The following is a 23,966-nucleotide window of genomic DNA, read 5'->3' as shown; positions in this document are numbered from 1 at the left end:
CTTAACGTACGAATGTGAAACGATCGTATCGACTTCGATAGTACAGTTGTGAGCGAAGATGTCGAGTAGCGAGGAAAGGACATGGCAATGACCGACAGGGACGTCGATGTACCCACGAGAATTTTGATCGAGGGACTACTGCGCACAGACGGAACTGTCGACGGGCACACCCTCTATGCCACCGCCGACGCCCTCGGCAAAACAGATCAACAGGTCAGGCTGTGCATCAAGCGTTTGGTCGCCGAGGGAAAGTTCACTCAGGAGGGACGCGGGCGGCAGGCCACGCTACGAGCAACGCCGAAAGCCATGCGGGAGATGGAGCCCGACGTCGAATTCGTCCGGCTGGCCTATCAACAAGATCGCACCACTGCGACACCGTGGGACGGATATTGGCATCTGGTCGGATTCGCAATTCCGGAGTCGTCACGGAAAGCACGAGATGCGCTGCGCACCAGGGTCGTTTACCTCGGCGGCGCGCTCGTCCAAGGCGGTCTGTACGTCTCGCCGCACGCCTGGGAACCGTACGTTCTCGATGCGGCCGCCGAACTCGACGTCGAGCAGCACCTGTCCTCGCTCACCACTCGTGATCTGAAAGTGGGCACGCTCGAAGAACCGGTGAAGATTGCCGCGCAGTTGTGGCCACTGGACGAGATCGCAGCCGGATACGAACGGCTGCTCGACGTAGCGAACGCACGCCTGCACTTACTGCAGAACATCCCAGACGCCGATGCCGTCACGATGACCATCGAGCTCGCGGCGGAGTTCACGCGAGCCATGGAACCGGATCCGCTGCTGCCACCGGAACTACTGCCCACCAACTGGATCGGCAAGCGGGCGCGCTCCGTCACGGCACAGTGCTGGACGCTGCTGGCACAGGTGGACGGCGCCGACAAATTACCGTCGCTGTTCCACCTGTACGCAGATGCAATCGGCGGCGATCAGGACGCGAGCGTACGCTGACGGGGCGGCAGTCCGAAACGGCCGAGAACCTCGTCGACTGCGGTGGACGGTGTCACCAAGCCGCGATCATGGAGCCACGGAATGGTGCTGTCCACCAGGTGCTCGAGAGTGCGGGGCAATGCGAGAGGCAGCAACGTCACACCGTCGGCAACTTCGGCAGCTCGGATATCGGCGATCAAACTACCGAGACCGGAAGGTGTTCCGACGTAGTGAAGCGAAACGGGAACCCGCGGCGCAGTCAACGCGCTGTCCAACTGTGCAAGCTCTTTACGAGCGGAGCGAGCTTCCGGCGCGATCAGAATCTCGAGATCGACCAGTACGGCGACGCTGTCGGGATCGCGTCCTTCTTCGGCGACAGCCGCACGGATCCGTGCGCGTTCGAGCTGCGCCTCACGCAGGTCTGCAGCCCGAATCCGAACCACATTGGTAGGGAATGAAGCCAAATCGAGAACCCTGTCGCTCTCGGTGAGGTCCACCCAGTAGTCGCCGCCGATGATCGGCAGGTTTCCGGGTGCGCCCTCAGCGGCCGGATGGTGACCGGATCCGGTCAACTCGACCGCTACGTGCAGAGAATGCGAAGCGAGTGAAGACATGTGTGACCTCCGAAAATCAGAAAAGTGTGATGTGAGCGAGACGAATCGTCAGCTCGAACACATTCCTGACGAGGTGCGGCACAGATCTACATGGCGACGGCACCACTGACCGAGAGTGATGCTCACTCTCGAAGGGGTGGCGGGAAAATCCGCTGGTGCCATGGCTGCCATGCTAGTTGTCCGTTCGAGTTTTCGGGGACCGAGCTCAGCTCAGACGCACTCGGCTGCGCCGGCATTGTCGTCTGCGGCTCCGAGGAAGGGGCGGGTCTCGGGCACGGGGTTCCACGCACCGGCAGTCTTCGCGTACTTCCAATCACGCTGATTCGAAACCAGGATGTTCACGGCGTCGACCAACCGGGTCACGTCGTCCGAGCTGCTACCGAGGCCGAGGCTGGCACGAACCGCGCCGCCGGAGAGGCCGAGGCGTGCGAGCACCGGATGTGCGCAGAAGCGCCCGTCGCGAACTCCGATGCCGTGTTCTGCAGACAGGAATGCGGCGATCTCGCCCGCTTCGAATCCGTCGACGGTGAAAGTCACGATTCCGACGGCGTCGGGTGCGTCGTTCCACAGCCGCACCAACGAGACTCCCTCGATGGCAGACAGGCCGTCGGTGAGCTGGGCGGTGAGTGCCTTCTCGTGCTCGGCGATGACGTCGAAGTCCAGGGCGTGCAGGGTTTCGCAGGCGGTCGCGATGGCTGCCGCACCGAGCACGTTGGGGGAACCCGCCTCGTGGCGTGCGGGCGCGCAAGCCCACTCGGTGGATTCGATGGTCACCTCACGCACGGCGCCGCCGCCGGCGAGGTACGGCTGAGCCTCGTCGAGCCAGTCACGGCGGCCGACGAGAACGCCGGCGCCGAAGGGTGCGTAGAGCTTGTGGCCCGAGAACGCTACGTAGTCGACGCCGCATTCCTGCAGGTCGATGCGACGGTGGGGAGCCAACTGAGCAGCGTCGACGAGGATGCGCGCGCCGCAACGGTGAGCGATGTCAGCCAAGCGTGCAATCGGCAGGATCTCGCCGGTCACGTTGGAGGCGCCGGTGATTGCGAGCAGTGCGGCAGGCTTGGTGCACAGTTCACCGATCAGACGCTCGATGGTCTCTTCGATGGTGTCCGCGGCGGTGACGATACGAGCGTCGTTCCACGGCAACAGGTTTGCGTGATGCTCGGCGTCGAGGACAACGGTGCTACCGGGGACGCACTGGGCAAGCAGGTTCAGCGAATCAGTGGTGTTTCGGGTGAAGACGACAACCTGATCGTCGGCACAGTTCACGAAACGAGCAACGGATTCACGAGCGTTCTCGTAGGTGAGGGTGGAGATACGGGACGCGTAGCCGGCACCGCGGTGGACGCTGGCGTACGTGGGCAACAACTCGGCGATACGGTCGGTGACCTGGGCCAATGCCGGCGCACTCGCGGCGTAGTCGAAGTTGGCGTAAGAGCATTCGCCGCCCTGAACCAGCGGAACCTGCAGGTCAGCACCCGAAACCTTGGCGATCGGAGCGGTGCGGCAGGTGTCGGCACTCAATACAGCAGTCATCGAAGACAATCCTCACGTTCAAGGACTCATTCGTTCGGGTGATGGCCCCGGAAGAGTCCGCGCTTGCCGCATTCGTTTTCGAACGCAGCCGGGTCGTCACCCGGAGCACCCCACCGCGGAGGAGGGTTGCCGACCAGCAAGCCGGGGCTGAACACTGGTACTCGTGACCTGGCAACGAGGATGGCAGGAACTTCCCGTGCTTGTCAAGACGAAGCTGCGAAGGCCGTCTTCACGGCGCGATCGTTCGGCAGGCGAGGTGAAGTGCAAGCCTGGTTTCCGGATCGGCCAGATCCACCGAGAGAAGGCGCTGAGTTCGATCGATCCGACTCGATATGGTGTTGCGGTGCAAGCCTATTCGGTTTTTCGGGGTAAGTCAGAGACGATTCTTCGCCGAAGTACGTCAAGAGGGCCTCGAGCAACTCTCCATTCGCATCGCGTAGCGGCGCGAGCAGCGGGCCGCGGCAGCGGGCTGAAACGTGTCGGTTCGCGTCCACGCCAGCAGTAACTGCGCCTACCCGAGGCGGTCCACGTGCAGGAAACCGTTGTCATCCGCCGCCCCCGGAGATCTCAGTTGACTGACGTTTGCTGCATCGAAACTGCCATCACATCTGCTCCTCCTTCGAGTTCGCTTGTAACAAAACAACTCCCGCGACCGAAAATGTCGGTGAACCACAACAGCGAAGGGAAGTAACGACTATGGGATCAGCAGACGTAATGGCCTGGCTCGCCGAGGGTTACCTCGCCGGCGATCCGATTCGCTATCCGCTCTACGTCGGATCGATGTTCCTGGCAATGCCGTTCCAGTTGATCGGCGTAATTCTGGGTCACCCCTTCTGAATCGTGACATCGGGCCAGGGCGGTCGACGTAGAACGGCCAATGTTGCGATCACCGCGGCCGCCAACCCGATGAACTCCCCCATCAACGCTGCTCTGGTGTGATCGACAGCCGGTGACCACGACGGCTCACCCTCGTGGATCGAGAACACTCCGACCGGCACCGGTATCGGGTCGCCGCGCCAACGCCGATGCAGACGAGAAACCGTGATGATTGTCGTTCCGTCGCTGGTCTGGTGCGGTTCACCGAAGATCGTCGAGGTCCCTGATTCCGCTCGTGCTCGCTCCGCCGCATCACGAATCTCCATGGTCCCCATCGTCGCACCGAAACAGCAGCGTCGCACCGAAACAGCAGCACTGTGCGAGTATCGATCGATGGCCGAATGGTGGAATCCGAGCAGGCGCGTCGAGCGATGGTGGCAGACGATCGTGCTGGCCTGGCTTCTCGTCTTCTTCGGCCCTAGCACCGTCGACAAGGTCATCACAGAACCCACAGCTTGGAATTGGACATTGCTCGCGATCTGGCTTTTCGCAACGGTCGGGTCTGCTTACTACGCCGTCCAAGCCTGGCGAAACAGGAACAAACCTCAGTCGGTGTGGTGGGAAGGGACAACTGCGCCCTCCGAGATACCCGCCGACGACGTCCGTAGCGCACTCGCGTCGACAGACGACCGCATTCCGGCAATCAAGGCACTACGCGAACTACATCCGGGCTTGGGCCTGAAGGATGCGATGGATCTGATCGACGCCCAGCGGGGAGAACGTGGCCCGCAACACTGATAGTTGCGACCATCACAATCACAGTTAGGTATCGAGACCTCACCTCCACGATCGAGCGCGCACGCCAGGAGTTAACCACCTGACAGACAGGCTGTTTCGCCGAGTTTGACAAATACGATCAATCGGTGAGCGTCGACCCGACCGGTTCAACTCACCGTACCAATCGTATTCGTCGTTCAGCATTCCACTGTTTACCCAATGACACTATTGCCCAACGATTTACAACAGGTGCAACGGCATTCAGTGGGAATTTTCGCGACAGTGCAGCATCTTTCGTCCAGTTGAGTTGACCGAAACTTGACGTTACGTTGAATTTCAAAGCAATAGCCCGGTCTTGACCTGCGATGGTGTGAGCGCAACGCCCACCTACGCGTGACACGTGGCTGCCCGTATGGGCGCTGTGAATGCCTGAACGTTCGAGGAGTGGAATGACTGCGGTCAAAACTGCGTGGCGTGAACTACGGAAACCCGTGTTCATCCCCGCGTCGATAGTGATCTTTGCCCTGATCGCCTTTGCCGTGATCTATGCGGGAACCGCTGCGGATGCTTTCGAAACTCTCAACAACGTGATCAGCGACGGCGTCGGCTGGTGGTACATCCTCTCGGCCACCGGTTTCGTCATTTTTGCGCTGTACTGCGGAATCAGCCGCATCGGCAACATTCGGTTGGGCCGCGACGACGAGCAACCCGAGTTCGGCATGCTCTCGTGGTTCGCGATGCTCTTCAGCGCCGGCATGGGCATCGGTCTCGTGTTCTACGGAGTGGCAGAACCCCTTTCGCACTACGTGACCCCTCCCGTCGCCGGGCAGATCGCGGGATCCACTGATGCCGCAGCCAATCAAGCGATGGAACTGACACTGTTCCACTGGGGCCTGCATGCATGGGCGATCTACGTCGTCGTCGGCCTGGGTCTGGCGTACATGACTTATCGCAAGGGTCGCCCGCTCTCGATCCGTTGGCTGCTCGAGCCACTGCTCGGACGCGCTCGCATCGAGGGAAAGATCGGCCATGCCATCGACGTCGTCGCCATCGTCGGCACGTTGTTCGGCGTCGCGACATCACTGGGCTTCGGTGTCCAGCAGATCTCAGCCGGCCTCGACTACCTCGGCTGGGTGGAGACCGACAACTGGTTGGTCATCACCATCATCGTCATCGTGACGGGTATGGCCACCTTCTCGGTCGTCTCCGGCGTCACCAAGGGCCTCAAGTGGCTCTCCAACATCAACATGATGCTCGCTGCAGCACTGGCCCTGTTCGTCCTGATTCTGGGACCGACGCTGTTCCTGATGCAGTCGTGGGTGCAGAACCTCGGCGGATACGTCCAGGCCTTGCCCGAACTGATGCTGCGCACGTCCCCGTTCGCCGAAGACGGCTGGCAGGGCGCCTGGACCATCTTCTACTGGGGCTGGTGGATGAGCTGGGCACCGTTCGTCGGCATGTTCATCGCGCGCATCTCACGTGGCCGCACCATCCGCGAATTCGTCTTCGGTGTGCTGCTGGCCCCGACGCTGGTCGGGTCGCTGTGGTTCACGATCTTCGGTAACTCCGGCATTCTGCGTCAGCGCAACGAGGGCACGATGCTCGACGCATCCGGCGCAGTCGACACCAACACGTCACTGTTCACGCTTCTGGACGGACTTCCGCTCGGAACGATTTCGAGTGTCCTCGCGATCGTCGTGATCGTGTTCTTCTTCGTCACGTCCGCCGATTCCGGCTCGATCGTCATCGACATCCTCGCGACGGGTGGCAGCCTGGAAACTTCCAAGATCACCCGCGTCTACTGGACGTTCCTCTCCGGTGCTGCCGCCGCGGTTCTCCTCATCGTGGGTGGCAGCGGATCGCTCACGGCGCTGCAGACCGTTGCCATCGCCACTGCCGTGCCGTTCTCGGTCATCATGGTGCTGGCATGCTTGTCGATGCTGAAGGCGTTCCGGTACGAGGTCGCTTCGGCACCGCGCTACCTGCGGGTTTCGACAAATACGTCGGCGTCGACCGACGTTCCGCAACCCACCGAGAAACGGCTCCGCGATCTGAAGATCTCGTCCACCTTCGCCGGGCTCACCGCGTCGCAAAGCGGGATCACGACGGAACCCTCCGACGCCCACATGCTCGTCGCGGTGCACGAAGTTCCCGCCCATGCGGTCAACATCGACCCGGATACCGGCGCTGTCGACTTCTCCGAGGATTCGAAGGTCGTCGATCCGTTGGGCGGAGAGGTGTTCGACACACCCGAGTTCGCCGACTCGGCAGAAGGCCACGCCCAAGCTGCCAGTACGGACTGACCGGCACGTTCGGCATGTTGCATTAGGCATATCTGTTCACCAACTCGCAAACTTGTCATGAGACTTTCAACTCGACAGTTCGCAGGACTCTAAGTTTCGTGAGTAGAACAGGACCAACGGGTTTGCCACTCCAGTCGCAGTCGGAGACGGAACAATCTTTCGGGATACCGTCCGTATTCCTACGGTCGGCGCATGCACCTGCGCCGCGCACGCTCATCGACATCGTGCGGGCCTCAGCCGAGGCCAACCCGGAAGCACCTGCCATCGACGACGGCGACACCACACTGTCGTACTCGGAGTTGCTCGACGAGATCGAGCTCGGTGCGCGCTGGCTCGGTGATGCCGGCGTCGGCGCAGGTGACCGCGTCGGAATCAGGATGCCGTCTGGTTCACGTTCGCTGTACGTCGCGATCCTGTCGATCCTCGCGGCGGGCGCCGCCTACGTGCCCGTCGACGCCGACGATCCGGAAGAGCGCGCCGAATTGGTCTTCGGCGAGGCGCAGGTAGCGGCGATCATCACCGGCGACGGTATCCAGCCAGGGACGGCGCCGAAGCGACTCGAACATCCACCGGTTCGCGAGCCCGAACCCGACGACGACGCCTGGATCATCTTCACCTCCGGATCCACCGGCACCCCCAAGGGCGTCGCGGTCACCCATCTCAACGCCGCGGCGTTCGTCGACGCCGAGGCGCGCATGTTCCTCCAGGACGAGCCCATCGGGCCGGGCGACCGCGTCCTCGCGGGACTCTCCGTGGCATTCGACGCGTCCTGCGAGGAGATGTGGCTTGCATGGCGTCACGGCGCCTGCCTCGTCCCGGCACCTCGTTCGCTGGTCCGCAGCGGTATGGACCTCGGCCCGTGGCTGGTCTCGCGAGACGTCAGCATCGTCTCCACGGTGCCGACGCTTGCGTCTCTGTGGCCGGCCGAAGCTCTCGAAGCCGTTCGACTCCTGATCTTCGGCGGCGAAGCCTGCCCACCCGAACTGGCCGAGCGCCTCGCCGTCGAGGGCCGTGAGGTCTGGAACACCTACGGCCCCACCGAGGCGACCGTCGTGGCCTGCGGCGCGCTGATGGACGGCAAGAGCCCCGTCAGTATCGGCCTCCCCCTCGACGGCTGGGACCTTGCCGTCGTCGACGCCCAGAGCAATCCCGTCGCGGTCGGTGAGGTCGGCGAGCTGGTGATCGGCGGAGTCGGCCTGGCCCGCTACCTCGATCCCGCGAAGGACGCCGAGAAGTACGCGTCGATGCCCTCGCTCGGGTGGGAACGCGCGTACCGCAGCGGCGACCTGGTCCGGCTCGAAACCACCGGTCTGATGTTCCAGGGCCGCGCGGACGATCAGGTCAAGCTCGGCGGCAGGCGCATCGAACTCGGTGAAGTCGACAACGCTTTGCAGAACCTGCCGGGCGTCAGCGGCGCTGCCGCAGCCGTGAAGAAAACGGCGGCCGGCAATCAAATCCTCGTCGGATACATCGCGAGCACGGATCCCGACTTCGATCTCAAAGCCGCTCACGCTTTGCTCAGCGAACAGCTGCCGGCAGCCCTCGTGCCGCGTCTGGCATTGATGGACGAACTTCCGACGCGCACGTCAGGCAAGGTCGACCGCAATGCCCTGCCGTGGCCGTTGCCCGGAGCCGGCGAGGACGCCGGGGCCGCATTGGGACTCGACGGCACCGCTGCCTGGGTTGCCGGCCTGTGGGGATCGATCCTGGGCGCCCAGATCACCGGACTCGACGACGACTTCTTCGAAGTGGGCGGTGGGTCCCTCTCCGCTGCTCAGCTGGTAACCGCCCTGCGCGAGCGGTTCCCCGAAGTGACCGTCGCACAGCTCTACGATCATCCACGGTTGGGATCCCTCGCCGAATATCTCGACGAATTGGCACCCACCGAAACTGTGGAGCCGCGCATCGTCACTCCGACGCCGTTGAAAACGCAGCTGGCGCAGATCGCCGTCACCGTTCCGCTCACGACGCTCACCGGACTGCAATGGGTGACGTGGCTGGCGATCGCGAACAACGTCCTCGGCTGGTTCGTCGACGTGAGCTGGGCCCCCACTGTCTCGTGGTGGTGGATCCTGTTGGCGTTCATCGTGTTCATCACGCCGATCGGGCGCATGACCATCGCTGTCGTCGGAACGCGACTGCTCCTCCGCAAGCTGGAACCAGGCACATACCCGCGAGGAGGTAGTGAGCATCTGCGCCTGTGGATAGCGCTGCGACTCACCGAAGCCAGTGGCGCAGCCAATCTTTCGGGTGCACCGTGGATGCTGTACTACGCACGCGCCCTCGGTGCCGACATCGGCAGCGGCGTCGATCTCCACACACTTCCCCCCATCACCGGCATGCTCGAACTCGGTGACGGCTGCTCCGTCGAACCCGAAGTCGACCTCTCCGGTCATTGGATCGACGGCGACGTCATTCACATCGGCGAGATCAAGATCGGTGACGGCGCCTCCGTCGGTTCACGCTCGACGCTTCTGCCCGGCGCACGTATCGGTCGCGACGCCGTCGTCGAACCCGGATCGGCGGTGTTCGGCCGCGTCAAAGCGAACCAGCAGTGGGCCGGATCCCCGGCGGTCAAGATCGGCAAAGCAAATCACCCATGGCCGTCCGAACATCCCAAGCGCGCGCCTGGCTGGGTTCCGGTCTACGGCGTCACCTCGATCTTCCTGGCCGGCATGCCTATCTTTGCGTTGATGGCCGGAATCGCTCTGATCGGCTGGTGGGTTCGAGACACCGAGACTCTCGGGAACGCAGTACTTCAGTCGATGGTCATTCTCCCATTGGCGACTGTCTTGTCCCTGCTCGTCTTTGCTCTCGTCACGCTGGTTGCCGTTCGTCTTCTCTCGATCGGGATGACCCCCGGCTACCACCCGGTCCGCAGCCGCGTCGGCTGGCAGGTGTGGGCGACCGAACGACTGCTCGACTCCGCCAGGACCTTCCTCTTCCCCCTCTACGCCAGCCTGCTGACGCCGGGGTGGCTCCGTCTCCTGGGTGCCAAGATCGGCAAGAACGTCGAAGCATCCACGGTGCTCCTGCTCCCCAAGTTCACGACGGTCGCCGACGGTGCATTCCTCGCCGACGACACCATGGTCGCGAGCTACGGCCTCGGCGGCGGCTGGATGCACATCGAACAGGCAAAGATCGGCAAGCGCGCGTTCCTCGGAAACTCCGGTATGACCGCACCCGGTCGACGCGTCCCGAAGAACGGTCTGGTGGCCGTCCTGTCCGCTACACCGTCCAAGGCGAAGTCCGGATCATCCTGGCTCGGCAGTCCACCGGTACGTCTGCGGCGGGCTGCCGGGGACACCGACGCTGCCCGGACGTTCAATCCGCCGATGCGCCTCAAGATCGCCCGCGGAGTGGTCGAAACCTGCCGTCTGATCCCGGTCATGGTGACGTTCGGTATCGGCCTCGGCGTTCTGTTCGCACTCGAAGCGATGGTCGTCGCAGTCGGATACTGGTTCGCGGCGCTGTTGAGCGGCGTAGTCCTGCTCGTCGCCGGCGCGGTTGCAGGCGCGATCACCATCGCGGCAAAGTGGATCGTCGTGGGACGCATCACCAAGGTCGAGCATCCGCTGTGGAGTTCGTTCGTCTGGCGCAATGAAGTGGCCGACGCGTTTGTCGAGACCGTCGCCGCACCGTGGTTCGCCCGCGCGGCGACTGGTACTGCCGTACTGAACATCTTCCTGCGTGGTCTCGGGGCGAAAATCGGCAAGGGCGTTTGGTGTGAGTCGTACTGGCTACCCGAGGCAGATCTTGTGACTTTGGGCGACGGGGCGACGGTGGAACGGGGGTGCGTCGTGCAAACTCATCTCTTCCATGATCGGATCATGTCCATGGATACCGTCACTCTGGGAGCAGGAGCAACACTGGGACCGCATTGTGTCGCGCTACCCGCAGCCGGCATCGGCGCGGGAGCGACAGTCGGGCCTGCATCTCTGGTGATGCGAGGTGACACCGTTCCGCCTTCCACACGCTGGCAGGGCAACCCGATTGCACCGTGGGCGGCCTCGTGAAGCCGAACCGCATGCTCGAGGAGCCGCTCGATCCGTACCTGCCGCACAACGGCAACCGCGGTTACCGCGTGTCTCGGTACGAACTGGAACTGACGTACAAGGTCTTCAGTAACCGTCTCGCGGGCAAAGCCGTCATCACCGCAGTCACCACCGAGAGCCGATCCAAGTTCAGCTTCGACCTCGCGCAGAACTTGCAGGTGTCCAAGGTGTCCGTGAACGGTGCGCGCGGCACCAAGTACGCGCACCAGAACAACAAGCTGGTCGTCACACCGTCCACCAAGATTCCCGCTGGCGGTGCGCTGTCGGTCACCATCGCGTACAACGGCAATCCCGAGCCGATCAAGAGCCTGTGGGGCGAGGTCGGCTGGGAGGAACTCGACGAAGGAATACTGGTCGCAAGTCAGCCCAACGGCGCTGCATCCTGGTTCCCCTGCGACGACCATCCGATTTCCAAAGCGTCGTACCGCATTTCGATCACCACCGATTCACCGTTCTACGCCCTCGCCAACGGCAAGCTGATCCGCAAGCAGACCCGCGCGAGTCAGACCACGTGGGTCTACGAGCAGACCGAACCGATGGCAACCTATCTGGCCACCATTCAGATCGGCCAGTACGAGCACCGGCAGGTGAGCGCCGGTCCGGTGCCGGTCTTCGCCGTTCACCCCCCGCGGCTGCGCGCAGCGTTCGACATCGATTTCGGTCGTCAGCCGCAGATGTTGGAAGTCTTCGGAAAACTGTTCGGGCCGTACCCTTTTGCCGACTACACGGCTGTGGTCACCGACGACGAACTCGAAATCCCCATCGAAGCGCAGGGTCTCTCGATCTTCGGAGCCAACCACTGCACGGGCAGGCGCGGTTCCGAACGTCTTGTCGCGCACGAGCTTGCCCACCAGTGGTTCGGCAACAGCCTCACTCTCGGACAATGGTGCGACATCTGGCTGCACGAAGGCTTTGCCTGTTATGCGGAGTGGATCTGGTCCGAGAATTCCGGCGGCCCGTCCTCCGATCAACTGGCCGCCAACGCCTACCAGGGACTCCGGCGCAAACCTCAGTTCTTGATCATCGGCAATCCTGGGCCTGCCCACATGTTCGACGATCGAATCTACAAGCGGGGTGCGTTGACTCTGCACGCCCTGCGCGGCGTCCTCGGAGACGAGAAGTTCTTCGAACTGATCCGTCAGTGGACCACGAAGCATCGGCACAGCACGGTCAGCACCGAGCAATTCACCGATCTCGCTTCACGTTTCACCGACACTCCGCTGCGCCCTCTCTGGGATGCATGGCTCAATCAACGCTCGTTGCCTCATCTCTGACGCTTTCCTACTGCCCCACCACCACACAGCCGTACCCCCACACAGCAGTGTCACCACGCCGAAACATTCCGAATGCGCCGATTAGCTTTGTCTTACCTTTACTATAGAGGTGGGCCGAGGGACGACCCCGACAACACAAATTTCAGGGCGCGCTTCCTCGACAGGTAGATCGGGGGATCGATGTTCGTTGTATTCACAATATGTTTCGTGATCGGAGTTGTCGCTCTGATCGGAGCCTTTGCCGTCGGCGAGGTTGCGGATCTGGGCGGCGGCCACGCAGACGGGCTGCCATTTCTGAGCCTGACAACTTTGGCCACAGCACTTTTCGGCTTCGGCGCCGGCGGCGTAGCTGCCACTCTTGCGGACGCTCCGACGCTGGTATCGGTGATTGCGGCAGTCGCACTCGCGGCGGTTCTCGTTGTCGTCACACGAGGCCTTCTCCTCCCTTATCTCCTTAAGCAACAAGATAATTCGCACATCGGACGAGATTCATACCCTGGATTGCTGGGTACGGTCACCCTCACGATCGCCGCCGAGGGTTGGGGAGAAATCTCGTTCGTCGATGCCGAAGGCAATCGCGTGCAGGCGAAGGCAATCAGTTCACAGCCGATGGCACTCACCACCGGCACCACCGTCTACATCGCCGATGTGGACGATCAATACCTTCACGTCGTCACGGTTGACGACGCGATCTAAGGACTCGATACATGCTGGCAATCATCATCATTGCAGTTGTAGTCGCGGTAATCATCTTCATCGTTCTACCCGCGATCTACGTGAAGAACTACGTCAAGGTCCCACCGAACGAAGTCGCAGTCTTCACCGGTCGAGGCAAGCCGAAAGTGGTACGCGGCGGTGCCCGATTCAAGATTCCCGGCATCGAACGTGTCGACATCATGTCTCTCGAGCCGTTCAACGTCAGCATCAACCTCAAGAACGCACTCTCCAACGACGGCGTTCCGGTCAATGTCGAGGCAGTCGGACTGGTGCGGATCGGTTCCGCCGACGAAGCGGTTCAGACAGCGGTGCAACGCTTCCTGACCTCCGATCTCGACGAGCTGCAGCAGCAGATCAACGAAATCCTCGCGGGCAGTCTGCGCGGAATCACCGCAACCATGACCGTCGAGGACTTGAACTCCAACCGCGACTCCCTCGCCCGCAGTGTGGTCGAGGAGGCAGGCGGCGACCTCGCCCGCATCGGCATGGAAGTCGATGTCATCAAGATCGCGGGAATCTCCGACTTCAACGGTTATCTCGAATCGCTGGGTCAGCGCCGTATCGCCGAGGTCAAGCGCGATGCTGCGATCGGAACTGCTGAAGCAGAGCGTGATTCGCAGATCCAGTCGGCAAAAGCACGCCAGGCAGGATCCGTCGCACAGGCAGAAGCCGACACCGCGATCGCCAGTGCGAATCAGAAGCGCGACGTCGAACTCGCTCGCCTGCGAGCTCAGACCGAAGCCGAGAACGCCGAAGCCGACCAGGCCGGCCCTCTCGCGCAGGCAACGGCCGAGAAGGCCGTCGGCATCGCACGTGAGCAGGCCGAGGCGGCCCGCGTCGAGGCGCGCACAGAGGTCGAGCGTCGTCGCGCCCAGCAATCGGAAGCGGCGTTGCAGGCCGATGTCATTGCACCGGCCGAGGCCGAACGCCAAGCCTCCATCGCACGCGCCGAGGGTGAGCGGCAGGCCGCGATCCTCCGGGCGCAGGCACAGGCCGAGTCAGCAAGGCAGGCCGGTGGCGCTCAGGCCGACGCACGAAAGCTCGTCGCCGACGCAGTTCGCGCTGAGCAGCAGGCTGACGCCGACGGCCTGCGAGCACGTCTGGAAGCCGAAGCTGACGGACGCAAGGTAGCGGCCGACGCCGTTCGCGCCGAGCAGCAAGCCGAGGCAGATGGTTTGCGCGCCAAGCTCGAAGCGGAGGCTGCCGGTAAGCGTCAGATCGCCGAGGCGCTCAATTCCTACACCCCGCAGGCGGCACAGTTGCTCACTCTGCCAGACGTTCTGGCGGCACTGGTGGACGCCACCGCAGCGGCAGCGAAGCCGGTGGGCGACATCGATCGCATCTCGATCGTCGGAGGCAGCGACGGGGCGCAGGGCTCGATCGGTTCGATACTGGGCATCAGTCCCCAGGTGATTGCCGGCGTCATCGAAACTCTCGAGAGCTCAGGCATCGATATCACCGGCTTGCTCAACGGCCTGAACAAGGCGGCACCGGCGCCTTCAGTACACAGTTCGGTTCACAGTTCCGAGAACGGGTCCGCAACTGTAGATGCATGATTCACCCGCTCCGCCGACTCTCGCGGGAGTCGGCGGACCCGGCGGCGTCATGCAGTCGGAAGATGTGAACGCGACTTGAAAAGGATCAGCACCAGGCAAGCAGCTGCGGCAACTGATCCGAACAGAAGAGTCACCGTATAACTCAGCGCCGGAATGCTTTCCGAGAGCATTGCCAGCAGCGCCGGCACGGCAAACCCGATGTAGGTGATCGAGTAGAACACTGCCGTCAGCCCTGCCAGATCGTCCGGCCCCGCGATTCGCTGGATCTCCAGCAATCCGGACACCAATGCCATGCCGTACCCACAGCCGAGAATCGCTGCAGCGACGATCGCGACCGCCACGGTCAGCGACGACGCAACCAGAGCGGCGGCCGCCATACCGACCACCAGAAACACCAGCGCCACCACAGCGCCACGCGCACTACGGTCGGTATCGATCTTGCGCCCCAACGACTGAATCGCGAACCCGCATGTCAGCGCAACCATGCACAGCAAAGCCGAAAAGGCCACGGGCGCATCGCCACTGTGCCCGGTCATCAGCGACGGAATGACTGCATACGCGACACTGGCAGCACCGAACACCCACGGAGCCAGGGGAACAACGACGTAGAGGAATCTGCGATGGCCCGCCGAAGGGATCTTGAGGTCGTCGATCAACCTGCGTCGATCGGATTTCTCCTGTGCCGGTCGGGTTTCAGGCGCACGCCACAGCGCCACGCCCGCAATTACGGTGATCACGATGTGCAGCACGTACGCCAACGCGCTCGGCATGGGCGCCCACTGCGCCAAGATTCCCGCAGCACCTGCCCCCAAGGCGAAGCCGGCGGTCAGACTCATCGCTGCTCGCCGGGCTCCCGCACCTTCCGACGCCGCCGAATCCCAAGGCTGCGTGGACAACTCCTTTACCCACGAACCGCCGACGGCCATGCCGATCCCCAAGGCGATGCCGCAGAGGATTCTTCCCACGATCAGGACAGCGGCGGAGTCGGCACCGAAAGCGAGCAGTGTCGAACCGGCGATCGCGATGATCGGCGCCGGAAGCATGATCGGGCGTCGGCCCAATCGATCGGACAGCGGTCCGCCGAGCAGAAGGGCCGGCACGATCCCGACCACGTAGGCGAAGAGGAAGAAGTCGACCATCACGGGCGAATAGCCGTGGTCGAGTCGGTACATCACCAGCAGCGGAGTGAATTCGTTACCGCCCCAGGCCGCGGCGAACATACTGGCAGCGACGGTCAGCCACAGCCAGTTCCCCCCGTTGGCGCGTTCACTGCCTGGACGACGATCGACCGCGGTCCCTGCGCCCATCGTTTGGGTGCTCATCACAGAGTTCCTTCGAAGCCGAGGCCGTGCACCTGGCGCATGTGTGTGAGGACGGCGGTGTTGTATCCGTCAGCATCGCCAGATTCGACGAGATCGGTCAGCGCGGTGTGGTCCGCCAGTATGCGAGGTAGTTGGCCGGGGTCGCGCGAGATCGAGCGTGCTGTCATCCGACGTTGCCGGTCGCGCAGGCTCGAGTAGAACGAGTCGAGCAGTGGATTCCCACCCGCCGCGACGATCATCTTGTGAAAGTCGGCGTCGATTGCACTGAATGCGGCCACATCCCCACGCTGAGCAACCTCACGTTGCTCGATCAGATTTGCACGCAAAGCTGCGACGAGTGCTTCGCGCGCGTGCGGCCGGACCGACACCACTCGAACGCTCTGAGTCTCGACGAGTTGCCTGGCGCTGACCACGTGTTCCGCTTCCCCGTCCGCGACCGGGACGATCAACGCCCCCTTCTTCGGATAGAGGCGCATCCAGCCCTCCGCCTCAAGACGCAGAAACGCCTCACGCACCGGCGTTCGGCTCACGCTGGTGCGTGAGGCGATGTCACCCTCACTGATCAACTCCCCTCCGGCGAGTTCGCCGGAAAGGATCAGTTCCTTGACTTCGCGGAAGACGGTTTCGGATGCGGAATACAACATAGACACAAGATGTATTTATACGCCATGCTGGCGCAACCCAGTCTTTCGGGTCACCGATCCGAACATCTCAGTCCGATGCGGCATCGATCCAGTTAGCATTGCAAGGTGCGGGACAGAAGAGGAGTCGGTTCACGATGAGCGGTGCACACCCCCGCCATCGCGCACTGAAGCACCCATGACGTCGCAGATGAAGTCCATGAGGACGCTGACCCGCGAGTGGTTGGTTCTTCCCGATCAATACGACCGTTTCACTCGCTATCTTCGCGATAACGGCCTCACTACTGCCACCCGGCTACTACTTGGCATCATTGTCATCGGGCTGGGAGTGTGCGCGCTACTCAACAGGTTCAGCCCTGCCGGTCCGACAAGCACGATAGCGCTGTTCTTCAACACTGTCGTCGTGATCGCGTGCTTCATAGTCGGAGTCTCATGGTGGGTCTTCGGCCCCACAAAGCGTCGCTCGTTCGGTTTCGTGGTCTTCTGCGACATCGCTGTCACGATCTCCGTCGTTGGAGATTCCTCCCAGCTGGCGCGATTGCTCACCTGCGTCATTTTTGCCCTGATCGGCATTTACATCGCCTACTTCCACAACCCGAAGTTGCAGATCGCACACTTAGCTTTTTCGCTCCTTGTGATCGCGGTGGCCGCGCAGCCAATTCTGTTCGGGCCGAATCGAGACCCAGCCCTTGGTGTTTCGAAAGTACTGGTTGTCATCACCGCGTTGGTGGTCTGCGCATTCATCTCGCAGATCGTGCTGACGATGCTCAGCGTGGATGCTTCCAGTTCCGACCTCGATCCTCTCACCGGCCTCTTGAACCGTCGTGGCCTCGACCGCCACGTCGAGAAGGTACTCGAGGGGTTCCAGCGTCAAGAATCTGCGGCACTACTCGTGATCGCGATCGACATCGACCGGTTCAAGACGATCAACGACGTCCACGGTCACGACGTCGGCGATCGCGTCATTCTTCGAGTGGCACAGCGCTTGTCGTCTTGGGCACACGCAAATGCTGTCGTCGCGCGAGTCGGTGGCGACGAATTCGTCCTCGTACAACGACTTCCGGTCCCGGCAATCGGCCCGATGCTCGACTCGATCGGGCCGGCAATGCACTCGAATGCCGACGAGATCCAGTCGACGTCAAGCATCGGAATCGCCGTACGTACCCACAAATTCGCCGCCGGCGAAGACCGTGCGAGGGTATTCACGTACATGCAGAAAGTCGCTGATTCGGCGATGTACGAAAGCAAGAGACTCGGCGGCGGACGCGTTCACACGATCGTCACCACCGCGACCAGGTAGCCGCACGCGAGGTATCAGTAGAAGACCGGCCCCGGCACTCCCCCACCGACAGCCACTGCGTCGCCGGTGATTGCGATGCTCCGCGGCGATGCCAGGAAAGTCACGACGTCCGCTACTTCTTCGGCGTCGATGATCCGGCGAATCGAGTTCGTCGCGATACCCTCTTCCACCTGCGCCGGCGACCGGCCGGATTCTTCCGACTCGCGCGCGATCCGTGCGGTCAACCTTTCGGTTCGCGTAACCCCCGGATGGACGACGGTGACGTTGATTCCCTTGGGGCCCAGCTCGTCCGCGAGATTCTTGGTCAGCGCCGACACACTGACATTGCGGATCGTATGGGCGATCGAGGTGGCCTGTCTGGCCCCCAAACCGCTGATGTTGATGATCCGGCCCCAGCCCTGATCGATCAGATATGGCGCTACTGCGCGCGCAGTGCGCAGGTACCCCAGCACTTTGACGTCGATCTCACCACGAACGACATCATCGGAGGTCGCCTCCAAATCGAACGATCGACCCGCGCTGAACGGCGTCGCGGCCGAGTTGACCAGAATGTCGACGCCGCCGAACTCCTCGACCACCCGCCGCACCGACACCTGGACTGCGTCGTCGTCACGCGTGTCGGTCGCGATGCCGACAGCTCGAACTCCGAACTCCGAAGCCAAATCTCGGGCAACGTCCACGACAGTCGGTTCCGTGCGCGCGAGTATCGCGACATCAACCCCTTCAGCTGCGAGACCTCTGGCAATGGCCAGGCCGATCCCCTTGCTCCCGCCGGCGACAATGGCGCGTTTCCCAGAAAGGTGAAGATCCATGCCTGCGACACTATCCAACAGACAGTCCCCGATCTCTACGATGAGAGACCGGGGACCGTCGACGCAATTTCCAGTCGGTCAGACCATCAGGTCCGCGTACAGGTAGACGTTGTCGGCGTAGTTCCCCACACCGCCCTCGAATTGGAGTTCACCGCCGCAGGTGACAACTGCCAACTTGCGGGCGCCCTCCGGGCCGGCCAACACGCTTTCCTCCACGCCGTCGGCCTTCGGACGCGTTTTGACGGCAGTCACCTTCCACGACGTGCTCTTGCCGGTCGCGTCGGATGTACGGATCACTTCGCCCGGTTCGATCGTGCCCAGGTCGAACAGCGCGCCGTTACCCTGGCCGGTCAAATTGACGTGTCCGGCAATCAAAGTCGTGCCGGTGACCGAGTCGAGGGCGGCACCGTCGAGCCAGATTCCGACGTTCTTGACGTTCTCCGGCGGAGTGAGGACGCCGTCAGGGACTGTGGCGTCCACAATCGGCGCCTGAACACCCACCGGATCGAGCGAAAGGGTGTTGGGAGTCATCAACGCATCCGCCGGCGCTGCCGGATTCGCGGAGTGCGACATGACAACTCCCGGACTCGGCGGAATCGCAGCATTGTCATCGGAGGATCGTAGGCCGACGAAGGCCATGGAAGCACCAGCGACAAGCACCGCGATGACGGCCAGGATGAACGCGACACGACGCCCCTTAGCGGGACTCGCGGGCTGGTTGTGGTTGGGATCGTCGTATGGATTGGGATCCGACTCGTACATTGTCATCGAACTGTCTCCTGCGGGATGAGGCACCCCCGGCACCTCTTGCGAATTGACGCCCCCTGCGTCTGATCAGTGTCGGCACCGATCACAGAGCCTGTGATCGGTGCCGACGTCTACTACGTGTGCCTGGCGTCAGGAACGCTTGCGGCGGAGAGCAACTGCTCCGGCAGCAGCCATTCCGACCAGGCCGAGGCCTGTCACTGCGACGGCGACGTTACGGCCTGAATTCTGTTCAGCCGCACCACCGTCGATGGCAACCGGGCGAGGTCCGGTAGCCGGCTTCGGAGTCGACGGTGCCGGAGTCGAAGGCGTGGCGACCGGCTGAGAAGGAGCAGGAACACCGGGAACTACGGGTACGACCGGCACAATCGGAACGATGGGCACGATCGGAACAATCGGCACGATGGGCACGATCGGAACGACGGGAGTTGCAGGCGTCGTCGTCGAGGGTGTCGTTGTTGCCGGTGTTGTTGTTGCCGGTGTTGTCGTGGGCTGTGCGTCGTACCCGACGCTGGCGGACGCATTCATCGAAGCGGGCCGAACGGTGTCGAACGACGCGAAGATCTGGCATTCCGCCCCTGCCGTGTTCCAATGCAGGTTCTCGACCGAATCCGGAATGACGCTTGCGGTCACGGAGTAGTCCCCGCTGTTCGCAGCGGTGAGGCAAAGATCAACGGCAGTCGGCGCATCTCCGCGACCGTCAACCGTCAATTGATTTCCACTCAACGTCGCCTTGCTGTTCTCGCCGCAGACAGTGAGTTCGGTTCCCGCCGAGGACTGAACACTGATCGGCTTCCGGTACATATTCGTATTCAGGGTGAAGACGGCAGTCTCTCCGGATTTCAGAGAGCCCGTCGCCGGCGTCTTGCGAGCCAGGTCGAGTGTTTGCGTGACGTTCATGATCTCGACGATGCGAGCGCGCTCGTCGGCACCGAGATTCCTGTCGCACAGGCTCTTGAAGTCGGCCATCAGCGGGTTGTCGTAATCCGAGACACACCACACCAATGTCTGGCGTGACGAACGCGCATCTTCACTGCCGTTGCCCGAGACGCTGCCGTCGAGCTTGGCAGGATTCTGCAGCAACCAACTGATGACAGCGAGATCGTCGGCCGACAGATCGGGATTACCCGAAGACGGCACCGTCGCCCCCATCTCGTCGTTGTGCTTGTCGACCGGCAAACCGTTTTCGTCGACGCCGGCGCATGGATCGAGATCGAAGTCCGTGCAGTACATCCATTCCGACTTCGCAATTCCGTCGACGTCACGGACACCGCAGACCGGCGCGTCCACTGCGGCCGAGGTACCCCGATCGGTGGTGCCGTACATAGGCACGATGTTGCCGTCGTTGTAGTGATCGAGTCGAACGCCTGAGATATCGAGCATCTGCTCCGAGGGTGCGTATTCGGTGCCTTCGCACAACCCGGCAGTGAATGCCGGAGCGGCCGCGGCTCGCACCGGAAGCGGTGCAGAGACAGCAGGCGAAGCAAAAGCAACGCTACTGCCGGCTACCGTCACGGCAATAGCTGCAGTTAGCGAGAGTCGGAGAGCAAGCGGCCTCCGCCGTGAACCAGACACAGTCATCAAAGCTTCCCTTTCAAGACATTTCGGTAGCGGGGAGGTTGCCTGGATTCCCAAGACCACGCTATCCAGCACTCACTTCCGAGAGGATCGACCAGTTACTTATGGCAACCAGCCAGTTACTAGAAGGCAATGTAGTGCATGTTTCAAGAAAGTACACACGCTCATTCGGCCTTGGAGCGCAGCGAGGCCCCACGGGCGACGAGTTAGCCAAGTCAGTGACTGAGACCTTGTCCAACCGCACAACCGTCACGATCAACCCAAAAATGGCTCACTCAACCCCGACGATCCCGGCATTTCTCGACCGCTAGCCAGTAGATAACTCATGGATTCCGAGGAAACCCACAGGAAGGGACGCTTTCGGTCCGCGCGCAAAATGAAGGGGCCCGCGTGGCGGGCCCCTTCATTGGAGATTTCAACCGAGACTGCTTTGTCGGAATTCGGACAACCTGTCCGCACTCGGCATGCTCATCCAACCCTTCGTAATGTGATTTACATCACATTCAAAGATTCGGTTGGTTTTGTTCACACTCGTAATCAATCCTTTGGTCGCCTTTGCGTTGATTACCTAAATCTTCGGCTGAGACAAAGGCCCCCGGATCGAACGCAGAGGGTGCGACTCGGGGTCAGCTTCGGACCGGAGGCGCCTTCCTCGTGGTCACCGCGATGCGATTCCACGCATTGATCGTCAAGATGACGCTGATGAGCTGGGCCAGTTCCTCGTCCGAGAATTCGCCGGCCGCCTCGCTGTACACCTCGTCCGGAACGAAACCGTCGGTAAGGACTGTGACGGCCTCGGTCAAGGCAAGAGCGGCGCGTTCGCGATCGGAGTACATCCCTCGCGCTTCTTCCCACGCGTTCAGTAAATAGAGCTTCTGCTCCGTCACACCGACCTTTCGAGCATCACGTGTGTGCATGTCCAAGCACCATGCGCAGTGATTCAGCTGCGACGCGCGGGTGAGGACCAATTCGACAAGCGTCGGCTCCAACCCCTGACGCGCAGCGGCATCCAACGCAATCATCGCCTTGTAGACCTCGGGCGCCAGCTTCGCAATGTCGATTCGTTGGCCTGTTGTTGTAGTCATACCTAAACCGTAAGCCCGAAAAGACCCCGAAACATGGTTCAATCCGGTGATGAATTCATGGGCCAATCTTGGGTTCGATCTGCATGTCGAACTACCGCACGGAATTGGGGTTCGAGCCGCGTTGCTACAGACGCTTCGCGACGCGATCGACAGTGGGCTGTTGAAACCTGGCACCAGGCTTCCACCCTCCCGCACCCTGGCACTCGACCTCGGCGTCGCACGAAACACCGTTGCGGACTGCTATGCCGAGCTTGCTGCAGCTGGATGGCTCGTCACACGGCAGGGTTCGGGGACCGTAGTCGCTTCGCTCGCCGACGCACACATTCGCGGGACCGATCCGTCGCCGACAAGACCGCGCTTCACCTACAGCCTTCTCCCCGGATCGCCGGACGCGTCGGCGTTTCCCCGCGCTGCATGGATTTCCTCCGCCAGGCGGGCGTTAACTGCCGCACCGAACGACGCATTCGCCGCCGCGGACCCCAGAGGCCGAGTCGAACTCCGAAACGCCCTCACTACCTATCTGAGCCGAGCCAGAGGAGTTCGCGTCGACCCGAACCGCATAGTGATCAGTGCCAGCTCGGGCCACGGGATCTCCCTCCTCGCCCGTGCACTCGGCGGAGCGATCGCAGTCGATTCTTTCTGCCTTCACCTTCACCGGCAGCTACTTGTCGACGAAGGATTACGGACAGTTCCCATCTCGGTAGATGAATCCGGAACTTGCACAGAAGAATTGGCGTCAACATCAACCCGTAGCGCGCTTCTCACTCCGACGCATCAGTTCCCTCTCGGTGGACCACTGACGCCTGCCAGGCGTGCAACCGCTGTCGAATGGGCCTCGAGCACGGGTGGCGTCATCATCGAGGACGACTACGACGGCGAATTCCGTTATGACAGAAAGCCTGTCGGAGCACTCCAAGGCATCGCGCCGCAGCAGGTTGCTTATCTGGGCACTGTCAGCAAGACACTGTCGCCGGCGATTCGAATTGGATGGATGGTGTTGCCGGACAGGTTGATCGAGCCCGTCCTCGCAACAAAGGGACCCTACGAACGCTGGGTCAGTTCAACGGATCAATTGACCTTGGCAGACTTCATCGAGTCCGGAAGATTCGACAGCCATATTCGGAAGATGCGCGCCACTTACCGACGACGACGCGATCAACTGGTTGCGACGCTCGCTCAGCAAGTGCCCCAGGTCCGGATCGAGGGGATCTCCGCGGGACTTCACGCTGTGATCCGACTGCCTTCCGGCAGCGAACAAGCCGTGCTTGCTGCTGCTCAGACACACGATCTCGGCCTCGAAGGGCTCTCCACCTTCCGGCACCCCGACGTATCGTCAGTCGGCGGTGACGGCATCGTCGTCGGCTACAGCACGCCGACGCAATCCCAGTATCCGAGGACGCTGGATGTGCTCTGCGAGGTACTACATGCGGCGCTGCGCTAGGAGCCCACGAGTTTTGCCGGGGTTTGTCGGTTCTCCCTGCCCCACTCTGCCGGCCTTTGTGCCCTGCCCTTCCCTGCCCTGCCCTGCCCTGCCCCAGCGAACGTACCGTTCATCTCGTTAGAAGCGACGAAAGTGCCGTTCGCTCGATCCGGGGGGGGTGGTGAGCCGGCCGGCGGCCGGGGTGCCGTGTACGGGTGAACGGTACGTTCATCTCGCTGGAGGCGACGGAAGTGCCGTTCGCTCGAAGACGGGGGCGGGTTTGGGGTGGTGGTTGGTGGGGGTGTTTTGGGTACGAGAAAGCCCCCCAACCACGAATGGTTGGGGGGCTTGTCGTTAAATTGTGTTCGGCGGTGTCCTACTCTCCCACACCCTGTCGAGTGCAGTACCATCGGCGCTGAAGGGCTTAGCTTCCGGGTTCGGAATGGGACCGGGCGT

The 23,966-nt window shown here is 62.1% G+C and carries 20 protein-coding genes, 1 rRNA gene and 1 riboswitch; of the genes, 10 read left to right on the top strand and 11 right to left on the bottom strand.

Annotated features, from left to right (window positions below; genetic code table 11):
• The first annotated feature begins 81 nt into the window (after positions 1–81).
• Positions 82–960 (top strand): PaaX family transcriptional regulator C-terminal domain-containing protein, encoded by an 879-nt coding sequence (locus ACFT1A_RS17955; protein WP_378448063.1) that lies wholly within the window; start codon positions 82–84, stop codon positions 958–960.
• On the opposite strand, the gene ACFT1A_RS17950 is transcribed toward ACFT1A_RS17955, so the two are convergent.
• From ACFT1A_RS17950 to ACFT1A_RS17940, 3 genes are all read right to left on the bottom strand, one after another.
• Complete coding sequence (locus tag ACFT1A_RS17950) at positions 939–1,553, bottom strand: hypothetical protein (protein WP_378448062.1); 615 nt, start codon at positions 1,551–1,553, stop codon at positions 939–941. The two genes, ACFT1A_RS17955 and ACFT1A_RS17950, sit on opposite strands and share 22 nt — an antisense overlap.
• Positions 1,554–1,763: 210 nt before the next feature.
• Positions 1,764–3,089, bottom strand: a complete 1,326-nt coding sequence (locus ACFT1A_RS17945) for an aminotransferase class V-fold PLP-dependent enzyme (protein WP_378448061.1) — start codon at positions 3,087–3,089, stop codon at positions 1,764–1,766.
• Positions 3,090–3,143: 54 nt separating this feature from the next.
• Positions 3,144–3,258: riboswitch (SAM riboswitch) on the bottom strand.
• A gap of 60 nt (positions 3,259–3,318) precedes the next feature.
• The gene (locus tag ACFT1A_RS17940) at positions 3,319–3,438 is read right to left on the bottom strand and encodes a helix-turn-helix domain-containing protein (protein ID WP_378448060.1); all 120 of its coding nucleotides are present in this window, start codon (positions 3,436–3,438) and stop codon (positions 3,319–3,321) included.
• A gap of 347 nt (positions 3,439–3,785) precedes the next feature.
• On the opposite strand from ACFT1A_RS17940, the gene ACFT1A_RS17935 reads away from it, so the two are divergent.
• Positions 3,786–3,926: a hypothetical protein gene (locus ACFT1A_RS17935; protein ID WP_003941170.1), complete on the top strand. Its 141-nt coding sequence runs from the start codon at positions 3,786–3,788 to the stop codon at positions 3,924–3,926.
• Here ACFT1A_RS17935 and ACFT1A_RS17930 read toward each other — a convergent pair.
• On the bottom strand, positions 3,914–4,240 hold the full coding sequence (locus ACFT1A_RS17930) for a hypothetical protein (protein ID WP_378448059.1): 327 nt from the start codon (positions 4,238–4,240) through the stop codon (positions 3,914–3,916). The genes ACFT1A_RS17935 and ACFT1A_RS17930 overlap by 13 nt on opposite strands.
• Here ACFT1A_RS17930 and ACFT1A_RS17925 point away from each other — a divergent pair.
• From ACFT1A_RS17925 to ACFT1A_RS17900, 6 genes are all read left to right on the top strand, one after another.
• The gene (locus ACFT1A_RS17925) at positions 4,230–4,703 is read left to right on the top strand and encodes a hypothetical protein (protein ID WP_378448058.1); all 474 of its coding nucleotides are present in this window, start codon (positions 4,230–4,232) and stop codon (positions 4,701–4,703) included. The two genes, ACFT1A_RS17930 and ACFT1A_RS17925, sit on opposite strands and share 11 nt — an antisense overlap.
• A gap of 428 nt (positions 4,704–5,131) precedes the next feature.
• Positions 5,132–6,985, top strand: a complete 1,854-nt coding sequence (locus ACFT1A_RS17920; RefSeq protein ID WP_378448057.1) for a BCCT family transporter — start codon at positions 5,132–5,134, stop codon at positions 6,983–6,985.
• Between the two features lie 122 nt (positions 6,986–7,107).
• Entirely contained in the window at positions 7,108–11,001 is a 3,894-nt protein-coding gene (locus ACFT1A_RS17915; protein WP_378448264.1) for a Pls/PosA family non-ribosomal peptide synthetase, read from the top strand.
• 11 nt (positions 11,002–11,012) lie between these two features.
• A complete protein-coding gene (locus ACFT1A_RS17910; RefSeq protein WP_378448263.1) occupies positions 11,013–12,314 on the top strand; it encodes a M1 family metallopeptidase in 1,302 nt (433 codons plus the stop codon).
• Positions 12,315–12,494: 180 nt separating this feature from the next.
• A complete protein-coding gene (locus ACFT1A_RS17905; protein ID WP_378448056.1) occupies positions 12,495–13,010 on the top strand; it encodes a hypothetical protein in 516 nt (171 codons plus the stop codon).
• Positions 13,011–13,021: 11 nt separating this feature from the next.
• Positions 13,022–14,587 carry an SPFH domain-containing protein gene (locus ACFT1A_RS17900; protein WP_378448055.1) on the top strand — a complete coding sequence of 522 codons (1,566 nt, stop codon included), beginning with the start codon at positions 13,022–13,024 and terminating at the stop codon, positions 14,585–14,587.
• Positions 14,588–14,634: 47 nt separating this feature from the next.
• On the opposite strand, the gene ACFT1A_RS17895 is transcribed toward ACFT1A_RS17900, so the two are convergent.
• Together ACFT1A_RS17895 and ACFT1A_RS17890 are read right to left on the bottom strand one after the other, a co-directional pair.
• The gene (locus ACFT1A_RS17895; RefSeq protein WP_378448054.1) at positions 14,635–15,909 is read right to left on the bottom strand and encodes an MFS transporter; all 1,275 of its coding nucleotides are present in this window, start codon (positions 15,907–15,909) and stop codon (positions 14,635–14,637) included.
• Positions 15,909–16,553, bottom strand: coding sequence for a GntR family transcriptional regulator (locus ACFT1A_RS17890; RefSeq protein ID WP_378448053.1), 645 nt, complete (start codon positions 16,551–16,553; stop codon positions 15,909–15,911). The genes ACFT1A_RS17895 and ACFT1A_RS17890 overlap by 1 nt, the downstream gene beginning before the upstream one ends.
• A gap of 175 nt (positions 16,554–16,728) precedes the next feature.
• Here ACFT1A_RS17890 and ACFT1A_RS17885 point away from each other — a divergent pair, with 175 nt between their 5' ends.
• On the top strand, positions 16,729–17,850 hold the full coding sequence (locus tag ACFT1A_RS17885; protein WP_378448052.1) for a GGDEF domain-containing protein: 1,122 nt from the start codon (positions 16,729–16,731) through the stop codon (positions 17,848–17,850).
• A 14-nt stretch (positions 17,851–17,864) separates the two neighbouring features.
• Here ACFT1A_RS17885 and ACFT1A_RS17880 read toward each other — a convergent pair whose 3' ends face one another.
• The 4 genes from ACFT1A_RS17880 to ACFT1A_RS17865 all read right to left on the bottom strand — a co-directional run bounded on the left by ACFT1A_RS17880 (position 17,865) and on the right by ACFT1A_RS17865 (position 22,090).
• Positions 17,865–18,662, bottom strand: a complete 798-nt coding sequence (locus ACFT1A_RS17880; protein ID WP_378448051.1) for an SDR family NAD(P)-dependent oxidoreductase — start codon at positions 18,660–18,662, stop codon at positions 17,865–17,867.
• Positions 18,663–18,740: 78 nt separating this feature from the next.
• Positions 18,741–19,430, bottom strand: coding sequence for a class F sortase (locus ACFT1A_RS17875; RefSeq protein ID WP_378448050.1), 690 nt, complete (start codon positions 19,428–19,430; stop codon positions 18,741–18,743).
• A 129-nt stretch (positions 19,431–19,559) separates the two neighbouring features.
• On the bottom strand, positions 19,560–21,008 hold the full coding sequence (locus tag ACFT1A_RS17870; protein WP_378448049.1) for a hypothetical protein: 1,449 nt from the start codon (positions 21,006–21,008) through the stop codon (positions 19,560–19,562).
• Positions 21,009–21,631: 623 nt separating this feature from the next.
• Complete coding sequence (locus ACFT1A_RS17865) at positions 21,632–22,090, bottom strand: carboxymuconolactone decarboxylase family protein (RefSeq protein ID WP_283307527.1); 459 nt, start codon at positions 22,088–22,090, stop codon at positions 21,632–21,634.
• Between the two features lie 49 nt (positions 22,091–22,139).
• Between ACFT1A_RS17865 and ACFT1A_RS17860 the strand changes: the two genes are divergently transcribed.
• Positions 22,140–23,531: a PLP-dependent aminotransferase family protein gene (locus ACFT1A_RS17860; RefSeq protein WP_378448048.1), complete on the top strand. Its 1,392-nt coding sequence runs from the start codon at positions 22,140–22,142 to the stop codon at positions 23,529–23,531.
• A gap of 342 nt (positions 23,532–23,873) precedes the next feature.
• Here ACFT1A_RS17860 and rrf read toward each other — a convergent pair.
• A 5S ribosomal RNA gene (gene rrf, locus ACFT1A_RS17855) occupies positions 23,874–23,966 on the bottom strand; the annotation flags it as partial.

It is taken from the genome of Rhodococcus sp. NPDC057135, from assembly GCF_042670865.1.
GTDB lineage: Bacteria > Actinomycetota > Actinomycetes > Mycobacteriales > Mycobacteriaceae > Rhodococcus_F.
Note: the sequence above shows the minus strand (reverse complement) of the source record. Positions and strands in the feature narration are given on the sequence as shown.